The following is a 14,657-nucleotide window of genomic DNA, read 5'->3' on the forward strand; positions in this document are numbered from 1 at the left end:
TTAAGCCTTCTTACGGCTACGCAGTTCAGGATTGACTTCCAACTCACGCTCAAAAGAAATCAGGCCGGTTGCGTAGGGTTCCTGCCGCGCAACGCTCCAATATTTGAGTTCATCGAGCGGGATATGGGCACCGGTCACTGCGCACGCGACATAGGCTCCGTGTCTGACGATCTCATAATCACCGTCAAGATAACGCAGAACAGCTTCGGAAGAGCGGGGCGATTCAAATTTATTCATGTGTCTAATACCTTTGTGGCTGACTCTAGCAAGTGCCGTGCGTTGCGTCCAGCAGTACCGGCATCTTGCTTGGTCGTAATTCTATCAACGCCTGCCAAAAAGCCGTTCGATATCTGTCAGTTTCAATTCGATGTAAGTCGGGCGACCGTGGTTACATGTGCCTGAACCGGGGGTGGCTTCCATTTCCCGCAGAAGTGCATTCATTTCTTCAGGCTTCAACCGCCGTCCCGAGCGAACGGAGCCATGACAGGCCATGGTTGCGGCCACATGGTTCAACATGGCCTTCAATCCCTCGGATGTATCGTGTTCCGCAATCTCATCCGAAAGATCGCGGATCAGCTGCTGTACATTCATTTCTCCGAGCATTGCAGGCGTTTCACGCACAGCAATGGCACCTGGCCCAAATTGTTCGATGCCGAGGCCAAAGCGTGAAAGCGTTTCTGCGTGGGTTGCCAGCCGCTCGGCATCTTCTTCCGGTAAATCCACGATTTCAGGGATAAGCAGCATTTGTCCCGGTATCGGGCGAGAGTGCAGGGCGTTTTTCAACGCTTCATAAACAAGGCGTTCGTGAGCCGCATGCTGATCTACAATAACGAGACTGTCTTCCGTCTGCGAAACAATATAATTTGAGTGGATTTGTGCGCGGGCCGCACCAAGCGGCTTCTGCTGGAGTTCCACCGGCACTTCGTCAAGCGTCGCCCGCGCGTCCGCTGCAAGAACATTGACGGCGGTGAGCGTCGCCTGGTCACTTTCCTGAAAGGAGGGTGCCACTCCCAAGTCCAGCGGCCGATGCGCCGGATGCGCAGTCTGCGGCGACCATTCGTTTCTCGGGGCTGAAGGCGCAGGGCGCCAGTTTCCTGATGCATAACCAGCCGAAGGAGGCCGCGATGTAAATGATGGCGTGGCTGGCTGGAACCCTTCTGCGCGGAAAGCTTGCAGCATGGCATCGGCACCGCTGGTTGCAGGCCGAATGCCCGACTGCGCCAGTGCCTGTTTGATTGCGCCAACAATCAGTCCACGCACGAGACCCGGATCACGGAAACGCACGTCAGCCTTGGCCGGATGCACATTAACGTCGACCAGTGCAGGGTCCAGCGTCAGAAACAATACGGCAACCGGATGGCGATCACGGGCCATGACATCCGCATAAGCTCCGCGCAATGCGCCGAAAAGCTGTTTGTCACGCACCGGGCGCCCGTTCACATAAGCGAACTGATGCAGGGCATTGCCGCGATTATGGGAGGGAATGCCCACAAACCCGGCCAGGCGCACGCCGTCACGCTCGGCGTCGATGGCGAGCGCATTTTCGCCGAACTCTTTTCCGAGTATTTGGTTGATGCGCTCGAGCGTTGCCTCTGCGCCGCTACCGGTTGCGGACAACTCCAGCGGTGTCCGGTCGGTGCCTGCAAGCGAAAAGCGGACATGCGGAAAGGCAATTGCGATGCGCTTGACGACATCGGTTATCGCTGAAGCTTCCGCGCGGTCCGTCTTCATGAACTTTAGACGGGCAGGGGTCGCGTAGAAAAGATCGCGGACCTCGGCAATCGTCCCGCGATTGAGCGCGGAAGGACGGGGACCGTCGAGATGTCCGCCGGAAACCGATACTTCAAAGCCGGAGTCAGCGTCCTGCGGGCGAGATTTGAGGGTCAGTTTTGCGACCGAGCCAATAGATGGCAGAGCTTCCCCACGAAATCCCAGTGCGCGAATATCGTGCACATCATCGGAAAGCTTGGAAGTACAGTGGCGGGAAACTGCCAATGGAAGCTCATCAATCGGGATTCCCGAACCATTATCCGTCACCCGCAACAAAGTCTTGCCACCACCACCTGTCACGACCTCAATGCGGGTCGCGCCAGCGTCGATTGCATTCTCGACAAGTTCCTTGATAACGCTGGCGGGGCGTTCGATGACCTCCCCTGCCGCGATCTGATTGATGATGGTTTCGCTTAAGTGTCGAATGGGCATGGTGGGACTATAGAAGGATTCGCTTCTGTAAAGAACATGCTTCTATAGTCCGGCCAGACCGCCTTTTGTGCATTCAAGGATGCTGCCGAATACACATTGTTGTCTGCAGATAATCGCCTTATTGCGGGGCATAATCCTTATGTGCTGGCAAATTCAAATCCTTAAGGCTGTCTGCATTGACAACTGCACGTGCCACGGCTTCTGCCATAACAGTCGCTGCAATTGCTCCAATCGCAGTTACATCGGCTTCCACACCCTTCGCCTTGCCTGTGGAAAGTGCGAAGACCGTGTCACCGTCCCACATTGTATGGATTGGGTTGATCGTGCGTGCAAAGCCATCATGCGCCATGCCCGCAATCTTTTTCAGCTGAGCCTTGTCGAACGGGACGTTGGTCGCTATTGCGCCAATCGTTGTGTTGGCGCCTCCCGACTTGACCACACCGTGGCCCTGCATGATGGCGGACATGGTATCACGGAAGCTTTTGCCGTCTTCTGCCCGAGCGCCAGCCAGAATCTGGCGTGAGTTCGGTGCATAGACATCACCGACAGCGTTGACAGCAACAATTGCGCCAACAACGATTTCGGTGCCGGGCACCTTGTAACTGGCAGTGCCGAGTCCGCCCTTCATGGCGTAATCCATGCCAAACATCTTGCCGACAGTCGCGCCTGCACCAGCACCAATATTGCCTTCTCCAGAAGCCTCGGCCTTTGCGGCCTTGCATGCCAGATAGCCGGCTTCTTCATCGGGGCGCACAGAAAAATCTCCGACACCGAGATCCATCAGGATTGCTGCCGGTACAATCGGAACTACGCCTTTGCCGATCTTGAAACCGAGATTGTTTTCTTCGAGATAACGCATGACACCGGTTGCAGCCGCCAGACCATATGCACTGCCGCCGGAAAGCAGGATGGCCTGAACCTGCTGCACATAATTGATCGGATCGAGCAGATCAGTTTCACGCGTACCAGGGGCTGAACCGCGCACGTCGACACCCGCAGAAGCGCCGTCCTCGCATAGAAGGACGGTGCAGCCGGTCGGACGTTTTGTCAGTGTGTGGTGTCCCAGCTTGATTCCGGGCACATCCGTGATGCTTCCACCCATAAGTTCCAGCATATTCGCTCCTCCCTCAGTAGCTGCAGATGCGGCATTGACGACAAAGGGCATTGCCCCAAGTCCCGCAAGCGACTTGGTAAATGTTCTGCGGTCCATGAACAGTTTTCTCCTCCATTTTTGCTCTATTGAGAGAGCGTATTCTTTTCGCGTGCCCGGCGCTGGCGCAGAACGTCGGCCACATAGTCACGTGACAGGGCATGATAGAGCGGCTCGTGAGAAATCAGCCGCGCAGTGCCATAGCCCAGCATTGATGCACACATGAGTGGAATGACATTGTTATGATTGCCGGTCATTTCCAGAATGATGACGAATGCCGTCATGGGCGCCTGCACGACACCAGCAAAATATCCCGCCATGCCGAGAACAGCAGCAAGGCTGGCGCTGGTTCCAAGAACAAGGCCGATTGTGCTGCCCAATCCCGCGCCGACCGATAAAGACGGCGCAAATATCCCACCCGGTATTCCCGAAATCATGGAGAGGAGCCCGGCAAGAAATTTCGCGATAAAGTAGAGAGGCGGAAGAGCCAGCCCTTCGACAGCGCTCCGTGCCTGATCGTAGCCTGCACCGAAGGTCGACCCGCCGGATGCAATGCCGATGATTGCGACGAGGAGGCCGCAAATTCCTGCGAAAAGCACGGCATTGCGAAGTGGGGCTTTTTGAACACGACGTCGCACGCGGCGTCCTAGTTCCAGTGCGAGCGCACTGAAGGCTGCCCCGAATGCTCCGCCGATTACACCACACGCAATAACCAAAACCCAATCCTTGCCGGTCGAAGCCGTAACGATGGTCAGTCCGAAGTAATTATAGTTTCCAACAAGACCGAGCGAAGCGAGACCAGCGAGAATGACAGCGGACAGCACAAGGCCGTTGGTTCGGGCCGCATAGGCGCGTCCCATCTCCTCGATCGCGAAGACGACACCCGCCAGAGGTGTATTGAATGCTGCGGCGATACCTGCAGCAGAGCCTGCAAGGATGAGGCCGCGTGCCTGCTCCATGCCGCCGAAACGCGCAGACTGCATCATGATGGATGCGCCAATCTGCACTGTCGGGCCCTCACGTCCGATGGAAGCACCGCTAAAAAGCCCTGCGAGAGTGAGAATGATTTTCCCGACTGCGGTCTTGAGCGAAAGCAGAAGAGTTCGATCTTCATGATCGTGCAAGTGGCGTGCGGCAATTGCTTGCGGAATGCCACTGCCTCCAGAATTTGGAAACCAGGATAAGGCAATCCAGGAACAGGCCATAAACCCGACCGGTGTGATAAGCAGGGGGAGCCATGCCCGCCAGCTGTTTCCACTTGTTAGTGTCTTGAACCAATCCTGCGCAATGTCGGCGGCTTCTGCAAAGCCGACGCTGATAAGACCGATGGCCAATGCGCCGCACCAGAAGACCAGCCGTGGTTTCCAGACATGCGGCGACATCCACATGGCTTTTGACCGTCTGACAAGCGGAACGCGTCTATAGGATTTTCTCACTTTGCCCCTGCAAATCTGCTGCTGCCCGTTTTCGACGTACAGAGATTTATCACGCAAATCCTTATCGGTAACTGAAACTTGTCAGCAAAAGGCTTTCCATTTGGTCATAACCGTGTTACCAGCCGGTGCCAATTCAACCTAGCAAACCAGATGCGTCGCTGCTCCCGGACCTATTCCGGAGAGGCGGCTTTTCTCATTCGATAAAATCGGCAAAGGAATTGGCAATGGCTAAAATCGTGGAATCGCCCACTGGCGCTCTCGCTCTCACATTCGACGATGTGCTATTGCAGCCGGGCCATTCCGAAGTGATGCCGGGGCAGGTTGATCTGCGCACGCGCATCGCGAAGGATATCGAGCTTAACCTTCCTCTTCTTTCTGCTGCTATGGATACGGTGACGGAATCCCGTCTGGCCATTGCGATGGCACAGGCTGGTGGCATCGGCGTCATTCACCGCAATCTGACACCGGAACGTCAGGCGGAAGAAGTCCGTCAGGTCAAGAAGTTCGAATCCGGTATGGTCGTAAATCCGGTCACCATTGGGCCGGACGCTACACTTGCCGACGCTCAGGCATTGATGAAGGCGCATGGAATCTCCGGTATTCCGGTCGTTGAAAATGCTACCAAGGGCCCAGGCCGTCTTGTCGGCATCCTGACCAATCGCGACGTCCGTTTCGCTTCTGATCCGAAGCAGAAAATCCACGAACTAATGACTCGCGAGAACCTCATTACGGTTCGTGAGAACGTCAATCAGGACGAAGCAAAGCGTCTCTTGCACGCTCATCGCATTGAAAAGCTTCTCGTTGTCGACGATCAAGGTCGTTGTGTCGGTCTCGTTACCGTCAAGGACATTGAAAAGTCGCAGCTCAATCCTAATGCTGCCAAGGATGCTCAGGGACGTCTGCGCGCTGCCGCCGCTACGAGCGTCGGAGAAGATGGTTATGAGCGCGCCGAACGTTTGATTGAAGCAGGCGTCGACCTTCTGGTCGTGGATACGGCGCACGGCCATTCGCAGCGTGTTCTCGATGCTGTGGCTCGTATCAAAAAGGCCTATCCGAATGTCGCTATTCTTGCGGGCAATGTGGCAACGACTGGTGGCACGCAGGCACTCATTGATGCGGGTGCGGATGCGGTGAAGGTAGGTATCGGGCCAGGCTCAATCTGTACTACACGTATCGTCGCCGGTGTTGGCGTTCCGCAGCTTTCAGCCATTATGTCAGCCGTTGAGGCAGCGCAGAAGCAGAATATCCCGGTGATCGCTGATGGAGGTATCAAGTTCTCTGGCGATTTCGCGAAGGCACTGGCTGCAGGAGCAGTCGCAGCGATGGCTGGTTCACTGTTGGCCGGTACGGAAGAAAGCCCAGGCGAGGTTTATCTGCATCAGGGGCGCTCGTTCAAGGCCTATCGCGGTATGGGCTCGGTTGGTGCCATGGCGCGCGGTTCGGCTGATCGCTATTTCCAGGCGGAAGTGCGCGATGAACTGAAGCTTGTACCGGAAGGCATCGAAGGGCAGGTAGCTTATAAGGGGCCGATTTCGGCAGTCCTGCACCAGCTTGCGGGCGGTTTGAGAGCCTCCATGGGCTATGTTGGCGCCAAAACACTGGAAGAGTTCCGTGAAAAGGCAACGTTCGTGCGGATTTCCAATGCCGGTCTCCGTGAAAGCCATTCGCATGGCGTTGCCATTACCCGCGAAAGCCCAAACTATCCTGGCGGCATGTAATTCATTAGATTTCACGAATGGAAAAAGGCGACTCGATTGAAGCCGCCTTTTTTATCTTTAGTTGGTTACGGCCTTCAACTTCTTAATTTCTGTGCGGATTTCATCGAAGGGACCAACCTTGTGCGTTTGTGCAGACAGGTTGTCGGCATAAGGGCCGTAGCCAGCATCCGCAGGCTTTTCCAATCGGTTTGGGAAATCCTTGTCCAGATCTGCTTTAGCTGGACGTGGCTTCGACTGGAAGAAGGCGGCAATGTCCCATGCATTTTCCGGTTCCAATTGCGGCTCGTCAAGTGATACGCCGTTCGGCATGTTGGCGTGAATGAAATTTGCCGCTGAGATCAGCCGGTTCATGCCTGCGCCGTCATTGAAACTATCCGGCCCCCAGAGCGGCGGAAACTCATAGCCTTTCGCATCGCCTACGACGCCGACCCGTTTGCCCTGACCATCCGCTCCATGACAGGCGGCGCAAACTTCAGCATAGAGTTTCTCGCCGTGCACCGGATCGGCCGGGCGTTTCAGTTCCGGCATCTTTCCAGAGCCGCGACCTTTGGTATTTTCGCCAACAATAGTCCCTGCAGAGACGTATTTGATATAGGCGACCATGGCTTTCATCTGCGGGGAATCGATGGCCAGCTCTGTGCCATTTAGGCTTCGGGTCATGCAACCATTGACGCGATCTTCAATCGTGCCGACCTGACCTTCTCGCGAGCGGTACTGAGGAAAGTCGCCGTAGACGCCAACGAGAGGTAGTCCATATTTCTTGGTTCCGGCTTCCAGATGGCAGCTTTGGCAGGAAAGATTGTTACCTGCAAAACGTTTCGTTTCATCAGCCATTTCTGGACCCATATGCGCATAAGTCTCGGTAATCAGATCGCGGCCATGGCGCACAATTCGTCCCCACGCATCGTCAGGCAATGTGTCGGGATCTGGTATCTCCCAGGCAGCGTCTTCGGCCGCCGCTGTTTTTGCAGAAACGTTTCCCGTATTCGCAGACGTCGCAGCATTCTGCGGTACAGTTGCATTATTCTTAGCGATGGCGTGGTTTGTACGCGGCGTAATTGAAGAGCGCGAACTGTCGCTCGTCACCGCGAAATAAGTCAAGCTCAGGCAAAAGACCACACCATAGGCCGCCAAATCGGACCACCTCATTATCCCCTCCAGGCAATAGGTTTCAGAATCAAAACGTTGAGTGGCTATGTTTCCAAACTTAATGCAGCCTTAAGAGTGTGAGGGGCGGTCACTTCAGGACAGAGAGATCATCGTGGCCTACTTTCAGTCCGCTTGCGCTTTCAGTGATACAGTCCGCGAGGGCTAGAAAATCCTGCCGACGCATGCTCTGTCTTCGCCAGAACAAAGCAATTTCCCGCTTCGGTTGTTCGCCTTTAAAAGGCACGATGCGCATATGATTACTGCGCGCTTCAGCACGCACCGCTATTTCTGGAATGAGTGTAAAGCCCATGCCATGGCTCACCATTTGTAACAGGGTAGTCATGCTGGTGGCGCCATATTTTACGAGCTGGCGTTGCGATGGTAGCGAGCAAACGGCCAATGCCTGATCTCGCATGCAATGCCCTTCTTCCAGCAAAAGTAATCGGTCGATAGCAACGTTGTCCTGCGTCATCGGTGAAGCCAAAACCATTTGATCATTGGTGGAGGTCGCTATCAGAAAGCGATCATCGAACAGTTTTCTTTGGGCGAGCCGCTCGTCGTCAATGGGAAAGGCAGCGACAAGCGCATCGATTTCACCCGCAAGCAGCTCATCAAGAAGTTTGGCGGTTACGCTTTCCCGCAATTGGAGGCGGAATGACGGATGCCGTTCGCGCAAAAGTGGGATGAGCACCGGAACCAAATAGGGTGCAACGGTTGGAATGATACCCAGTCGTAGCCGTGTTTGCAGCAACCCCCGGCTTTGCGCGGCAATTTCCTCAAGTGCATGGAGTTCACGCAACACTGTCTTGATACCTGGATAAAGTTGCCTGCCAAGCTCCGTCATTATTACCTGTCGCTGAGAGCGCTCGAAAAGCGGTGCACCCGCAACGGCCTCCATTTCCGCGATCTGAGCTGAAAGCGCGGGCTGGGACACATGAGCCAATTGTGCGGCTTTGCGGAAATGTAGCGTGGTGGCAAGCGCTTCGAAATAGCGCATCTGACGTACTGTAAACATGATAAGAAAAAGTTATCAAAAATAATCGGAAAAGCAATTGGAGATTATGATTGGAATAGGTCTAATCTGAGCCCGTTACCTAGCCACGGTATGACGCGGACGAACCGTGTCGTGCTTCTAGCAAGGCTAGTCGTATTCCAATATTGGCTTTTTCAGGAGGGAATTCCCATGGCAGATCGCCCGACAATGACGACGAGTGCAGGCGCTCCGATACCGGACAACCAGAATTCCCTGAGTGCGGGCGAGCGCGGCCCTCTCTTGATGCAGGATTATCAGCTCATTGAAAAACTGAGCCATCAGAACCGCGAACGCATTCCAGAGCGTGCTGTCCACGCCAAGGGCTGGGGTGCCCATGGTACACTGACCATTACCGGCGATATTTCGAAATACACCAAAGCCAAGGCTCTGCAGCCAGGCGCTAAGACGCCGATGCTGGCGCGCTTCTCGACCGTTGCCGGCGAGCAGGGTGCCGCTGATGCCGAGCGCGATGTACGCGGCTTTGCTCTCAAGTTTTATACAGAGGAAGGCAACTGGGATCTGGTCGGCAATAACACACCCGTGTTTTTCGTGCGCGACCCGGTCAAATTCCCGGATTTCATTCACACCCAGAAGCGTCATCCCAAGACAAACCTGCGTTCGGCGACTGCGATGTGGGACTTCTGGTCGCTCTCGCCGGAAAGCCTGCATCAGGTGACAATCCTGATGTCGGATCGCGGTTTGCCGACCGATGTGCGTCACATCAACGGATATGGTTCTCATACTTATTCGTTCTGGAACGATGCTGGCGAGCGCTATTGGGTCAAGTTCCATTTCAAGACCATGCAAGGTCACAAGCACTGGACCAATGCAGAAGCCGAGAATGTGATTGGCCGTACGCGTGAATCCACGCAGGAAGACCTGTTCACCTCCATAGACAAGGGAGATTTCCCGAAGTGGAAGGTTCAGGTGCAGATCATGCCGGAACTTGATGCCGACAAGACGCCATACAATCCGTTCGATCTCACAAAGGTCTGGCCGCATGCAGACTATCCGCCGATCGACATCGGTATCATGGAGCTGAACCGTAATCCGGAGAACTACTTCACCGAGATTGAAAATGCGGCTTTCTCGCCGTCGAATATCGTGCCGGGTATTAGCTATTCACCCGACAAGATGTTGCAGGCGCGTATCTTCTCCTATGCGGATGCGCATCGTCATCGCCTTGGTACACATTACGAAAGCATTCCGGTCAACCAGCCGAAGTGCCCGGTTCATCATTATCACCGCGATGGTCAGATGAATGTCTATGGTGGGATCAAGACCGGCAATCCAGATGCTTATTACGAGCCGAACTCGTTCAATGGTCCGGTTGAACAGCCGTCAGCCAAGGAGCCGCCGCTGCGTATCTCAGGCGATGCTGCTCGTTATGACCATCGTGTTGGTAATGACGATTATTCGCAGCCGCGGGCCCTGTTTAATCTGTTCGATGACGGACAAAAACAACGCCTGTTCTCCAATATCGCTGCGGCAATGGGTGGGGTTCCGGGCTTCATTGTCGAGCGTCAGCTCGGTCACTTCAAGCTGATCCATCCCGACTATGAGGCTGGCGTGCGTAAAGCCTTGAAGGATGCCCATGGCTATGAAGCCAACACGATTGCCACTAATGAAGAAGCAACGGCGGCTGAATAAACCGCTGTCATAAGATAGAAAGAAAGCCGGAGCTCGTCGCTCCGGCTTTTTTGTTTTGATTTGCCGATTGCCTTTTCCCTCCAAGGAAGGCTATGCCCAAGCAGGCATTCGAGAAGGAGACACAATGCGGCTTGGCGGACGTCTGCAGGCGGCTATCGAGGTATTGGATCAGATTGAAGTGGGCACGCGTCCGGCTTCAGACGTGCTGAAGGATTGGGGCGCTTCCCATCGTTTCGCAGGCGCGGGTGACCGCGCTGTGATTGGCAATATCGTCTATGATGCACTGCGCCGCAAACTGTCCATCGCGTGGCGAATGGACGCCGACGATGCACGCGCTCTGGCTTTTGGCGCGCTATTGGCCGATGGCGGCATGGATATTGTTGCTGTTGATGCCGCTCTCGATGGAGATAAGTTTGCGCCGCAGGTGCTGGAGCAGCTGCGTCGTATTGCTTGGGAAAGCAGGGATGTCACCGAAGCGCCAGCCCATGTTCAGGCGGATGTGCCCGAATGGTGCGCATCTTCGCTGGAGGAACTTTTCGGGGCGCGCTGGGTGGATGAGGGTAGGGCACTGGCAACACGGCCACCCGTCGATCTGCGCGTAAACAGTTTGAAGGCCAAGCCTGAGCAAACGCTTGCGGCCTTGGAAAAAGCCGGCGCTGCACCGGCGCCATTCCTTGCGCAAGCCTTGCGCATACCGCCGATTGAAGCACTTGGACGGCACCCGAATGTGCAGGGCGAACAGGCTTTTCTCGACGGCTGGTTCGAGGTTCAGGATTTAGGGTCGCAGCTTGCCGCCCGCTTTGCCGGTGCGATGCCCGGCCAACAAGTATTGGACTATTGCGCTGGAGCTGGTGGCAAGACATTGGCTCTGGCTGCTGCGATGCAAAATAGTGGTCAAATCCACGCCTTTGATGCGGAACGCTCCCGATTGTCGCCGATGCACGAGCGACTGCAGCGTGCAGGGGTGCGCAATACGCAGGTTCATGGAAATCTCGATGCACTCGACCCGCTCACAGGGCAGATGGACCTCGTTCTGACTGATGCGCCTTGCACAGGTTCCGGCACATGGCGCCGCCGCCCGGATGCGAAATGGCGGCTGAACGACCAGCAGCTTGAGCGGCGTGTCCAGGACCAGCGAGAAGTGCTGGAATCTGCCAAGCATTACGTGAAGCCGGGTGGGCGACTTGCCTATGTTACCTGTTCTCTATTTGCGGAAGAAAACACGCAACAGGTTGCGCGGTTTCTCACAGGTAACGCTGATTTTTCGGAGGTCGCGCCACAGGCTATCTGGGATACAATTGTTGCGGATTCCGGTGAAGTGGAGCCGGTATTTCCGTCGTATGGCGCAGTATTCTCGCCATTGTCCACTGGCACCGACGGTTTTTATGTGAGCATTCTGCAAAGATCAAAATGAAACGGGAGAGACGATGTCAGCGCATCGTGTAGCAGAACCGGATTTCAAAGAGCGCGTCGAGGAAAGCTTTGCTCGGCAGGCGGCCATGAAGCTTATCGGCGCTGAACTGACACGGTGTGAGCCCGGTATCGTTGAAGTTGAAATGCCGTTTCGTGAGGAGCTGACACAACAGCACGGCATTTTGCATGCAGGCATGATTTCTGCCGCACTCGATTCTGCCTGCGGCTATGCTGCGCTGACGCTGATGCCTTCCGATGCGGCAGTACTGACTATCGAATTCAAAGTGAATCTGCTTGCTCCAGGCAAAGGTGAACGGTTTCTCTTTCGCGGTGAGGTCACCAAACCCGGCCGTACCATCATGGTTAGTGATGGACAGGCATTTGCTGTTACCGACACGGAAGTGCGCCTGATCGCAACAATGACCGGAACAATGATGGTCGTGCAGGACAGAAAAGGCCTGCAGGGATGATGAAAATTGTCGCCGGAAAGCGTCTGCTCTACGTTATGGCTGTTGATGCCGAATATGGGCGTCATCTGGCGAAGCTCTTCACGCCGGTCATGATCGGGGTAGGACCGGTCGAGGCGGCTGCCAATCTCGCCTATGCTCTTGCAGCTCTGATGCACGCGGGAGAAAAGCCTGATCTTGTGATTTCACTCGGCTCTGCAGGCTCAGCCAGACTACCGCAAGCGGAAGTGTTCCAGGTATCTTCCGTATCCTATCGCGATATGGATGCTTCGCCGCTTGGGTTTGAAAAAGGCGCGACGCCTTTTCTCGATCTTCCCAAAGTGATCGAACTCCCGGTTTCCGTACTGGAAATCCCTGCTGCATCGCTTTCAACAGGTGCAAATATCGTTTCAGGAAAAGCCTATGCGGCGATTGATGCGGATATGGTCGATATGGAAACCTATGCCTGTCTGCGCGCATGCCAGTTTGCAAGAGTTCCGCTTTTTGGGCTTCGTGGTATCTCCGATGGTGCAAGCGAGTTGCAGCATGTCGGGGACTGGACACAGTATCTGCACATTATCGATGAAAAACTGGCCCAAGCGGTCGAGCGACTTGAGGCTGCAATCGCGGATGGTCTCTTGTCGGCTCCTGACAATGGTATGTCAGTATAGGTCGATTTTTTGGCAACGCACTTGTTGAGCATGGCGTCTATAACCCATATAGGCATTGCATCCCGGTCACTTTTTAAATAGATGCTGCACATGAGCAACACGGCACATCCCGACACAATCCTAATTATCGACTTTGGCAGCCAGGTTACGCAGCTGATTGCGCGTCGCGTGCGCGAAGCCAACGTCTATTGTGAAATCGTCCCTTTCCAGTCTGCGGAAGAGACTTTTAAGCGGCTGAAGCCGAAAGGTGTTATCCTTTCAGGAAGCCCCCATTCGACGACTGATATTGGGTCGCCGCGTGCGCCCCAGGCCGTTTTCGAAGAAGGCATTCCGGTCCTCGGCATCTGCTATGGCGAACAGACGATGTGCGCCCAGCTGGGTGGCAAGGTGGAAAGTGGCCATGATCGCGAATTCGGTCGTGCTTTCCTGGATGTGCAGGAAGATAGTCCTCTCTTCGAAGGCATCTGGGCCAAGGGCACTCGCCATCAGGTCTGGATGAGCCATGGCGACCGCGTTACATCGCTGCCCAATGGTTTTACCATTATCGGTACTTCGCCAAACGCGCCTTTTGCCGCTATTGCGGATGAGAAGCGCAAATATTACGGCGTGCAGTTTCATCCTGAAGTCGTGCACACGCCGGACGGCGCAAAGCTCCTTCAAAACTTCGTTCATCGCATTGTCGGCGTGAAGCCCGGTTGGACGATGGGTGCTTATCGCGAACAGGCCGTCGAAGCCATCCGCAAGCAGGTCCGCAGCGGTAAGGTTATCTGCGCGCTTTCTGGCGGCGTTGATTCTTCCGTTGCTGCACTTCTGGCGCATGAGGCTATTGGCGATCAGCTGACCTGCATTCTCGTTGACCATGGGCTGATGCGCAAGAACGAAGCGCAGCAGGTCGTTGAAATGTTCCGCGAACATTACAACCTGCCGCTCATTCTGGTTGATGCTGCTGATCGTTTCATCGGTGAGCTGGAAGGCGAAACCGATCCTGAAAAGAAGCGCAAGACGATTGGTCGTCTCTTCATCGAAGTGTTCGAGGAAGAAGCCAAGAAGCTCGGCGGTGCGGATTTCCTCGTGCAGGGCACACTCTATCCGGACGTGATCGAAAGTGTCTCGTTTACCGGTGGTCCTTCGGTTACGATCAAGTCGCACCACAATGTTGGTGGTTTGCCGGAGCGCATGAAGATGCAGCTCGTCGAACCATTGCGCGAACTGTTCAAGGACGAAGTACGCCTGCTCGGCAAGGAACTTGGCCTGCCGGACAGCTTCATCGGTCGTCATCCGTTCCCCGGACCGGGTCTTGCTATCCGCTGCCCGGGCGGCATTACGCGAGAGAAACTCGAGATTCTGCGCGAAGCCGACGCGATTTATCTGGATGAAATCCGTAAGGCTGGCCTCTACGATGCCATCTGGCAGGCTTTCGCTGTTCTGTTGCCGGTTCAGACCGTAGGCGTGATGGGCGACGGTCGTACCTACGAATTCGTCTGTGCGCTGCGCGCCGTGACTTCGGTGGACGGCATGACGGCCGATTTCTACCACTACGACATGAACTTTCTTGGCAATGCGGCAACCCGCATCATCAATGAGGTCCGTGGCATCAATCGCGTTGTCTATGATGTGACTTCAAAGCCGCCTGGCACGATCGAGTGGGAATAATTTGACGTCTGCCTGCCACTCAAATCTGATCTAAACCGCTCAAAACTCTTTCGATCTATGCCCGTCAGTTCTTGCTGGCGGGCATATCGTTTTTATAGCTGGCGCTGGTCGCTCCTGATCAAAACGAAACGTCGAC

The 14,657-nt window shown here is 55.1% G+C and carries 12 protein-coding genes; 6 read left to right on the forward strand and 6 right to left on the reverse strand.

Features of this window, described 5'->3' with window-relative positions; all coding sequences use genetic code 11:
- The 4 genes from MKS82_RS26260 to MKS82_RS26275 all read right to left on the reverse strand — a co-directional run bounded on the left by MKS82_RS26260 (nucleotide 1) and on the right by MKS82_RS26275 (nucleotide 4,788).
- Nucleotides 1-237 (reverse strand): DUF2093 domain-containing protein, encoded by a 237-nt coding sequence (locus MKS82_RS26260; RefSeq protein ID WP_104755504.1) that lies wholly within the window; start codon nucleotides 235-237, stop codon nucleotides 1-3.
- A gap of 84 nt (nucleotides 238-321) precedes the next feature.
- Nucleotides 322-2,202 carry a DNA mismatch repair endonuclease MutL gene (mutL, locus tag MKS82_RS26265; protein ID WP_109986847.1) on the reverse strand — a complete coding sequence of 627 codons (1,881 nt, stop codon included), beginning with the start codon at nucleotides 2,200-2,202 and terminating at the stop codon, nucleotides 322-324.
- A gap of 118 nt (nucleotides 2,203-2,320) precedes the next feature.
- Complete coding sequence (locus MKS82_RS26270) at nucleotides 2,321-3,412, reverse strand: P1 family peptidase (RefSeq protein WP_109986848.1); 1,092 nt, start codon at nucleotides 3,410-3,412, stop codon at nucleotides 2,321-2,323.
- A 26-nt stretch (nucleotides 3,413-3,438) separates the two neighbouring features.
- Nucleotides 3,439-4,788 (reverse strand): chloride channel protein, encoded by a 1,350-nt coding sequence (locus MKS82_RS26275; RefSeq protein ID WP_109986849.1) that lies wholly within the window; start codon nucleotides 4,786-4,788, stop codon nucleotides 3,439-3,441.
- Nucleotides 4,789-5,012: 224 nt separating this feature from the next.
- Here MKS82_RS26275 and guaB point away from each other — a divergent pair, with 224 nt between their 5' ends.
- Entirely contained in the window at nucleotides 5,013-6,506 is a 1,494-nt protein-coding gene (gene guaB, locus MKS82_RS26280) for an IMP dehydrogenase (protein ID WP_109986850.1), read from the forward strand.
- A 57-nt stretch (nucleotides 6,507-6,563) separates the two neighbouring features.
- Here the strand turns inward: guaB and MKS82_RS26285 are convergent, their stop codons facing one another.
- Nucleotides 6,564-7,655: a c-type cytochrome gene (locus tag MKS82_RS26285; protein ID WP_109986851.1), complete on the reverse strand. Its 1,092-nt coding sequence runs from the start codon at nucleotides 7,653-7,655 to the stop codon at nucleotides 6,564-6,566.
- Between the two features lie 88 nt (nucleotides 7,656-7,743).
- On the reverse strand, nucleotides 7,744-8,670 hold the full coding sequence (locus MKS82_RS26290) for a hydrogen peroxide-inducible genes activator (RefSeq protein ID WP_109986852.1): 927 nt from the start codon (nucleotides 8,668-8,670) through the stop codon (nucleotides 7,744-7,746).
- Between the two features lie 168 nt (nucleotides 8,671-8,838).
- Here MKS82_RS26290 and katA point away from each other — a divergent pair, with 168 nt between their 5' ends.
- The 5 genes from katA to guaA all read left to right on the forward strand — a co-directional run bounded on the left by katA (nucleotide 8,839) and on the right by guaA (nucleotide 14,521).
- Complete coding sequence (katA, locus tag MKS82_RS26295; RefSeq protein WP_109986853.1) at nucleotides 8,839-10,338, forward strand: catalase KatA; 1,500 nt, start codon at nucleotides 8,839-8,841, stop codon at nucleotides 10,336-10,338.
- Between the two features lie 124 nt (nucleotides 10,339-10,462).
- Complete coding sequence (locus tag MKS82_RS26300) at nucleotides 10,463-11,752, forward strand: RsmB/NOP family class I SAM-dependent RNA methyltransferase (RefSeq protein ID WP_109986854.1); 1,290 nt, start codon at nucleotides 10,463-10,465, stop codon at nucleotides 11,750-11,752.
- 13 nt (nucleotides 11,753-11,765) lie between these two features.
- Nucleotides 11,766-12,221, forward strand: a complete 456-nt coding sequence (locus tag MKS82_RS26305) for a PaaI family thioesterase (protein ID WP_109986855.1) — start codon at nucleotides 11,766-11,768, stop codon at nucleotides 12,219-12,221.
- Nucleotides 12,218-12,868: a 5'-methylthioadenosine/S-adenosylhomocysteine nucleosidase gene (locus tag MKS82_RS26310; protein ID WP_109986856.1), complete on the forward strand. Its 651-nt coding sequence runs from the start codon at nucleotides 12,218-12,220 to the stop codon at nucleotides 12,866-12,868. The genes MKS82_RS26305 and MKS82_RS26310 overlap by 4 nt, the downstream gene beginning before the upstream one ends.
- A 90-nt stretch (nucleotides 12,869-12,958) precedes the next feature.
- A complete protein-coding gene (guaA, locus tag MKS82_RS26315; RefSeq protein WP_109986940.1) occupies nucleotides 12,959-14,521 on the forward strand; it encodes a glutamine-hydrolyzing GMP synthase in 1,563 nt (520 codons plus the stop codon).
- The last annotated feature ends 136 nt before the right edge of the window (nucleotides 14,522-14,657 follow it).

Source organism: Ochrobactrum sp. A-1 (assembly GCF_022488005.1).
GTDB lineage: Bacteria > Pseudomonadota > Alphaproteobacteria > Rhizobiales > Rhizobiaceae > Brucella.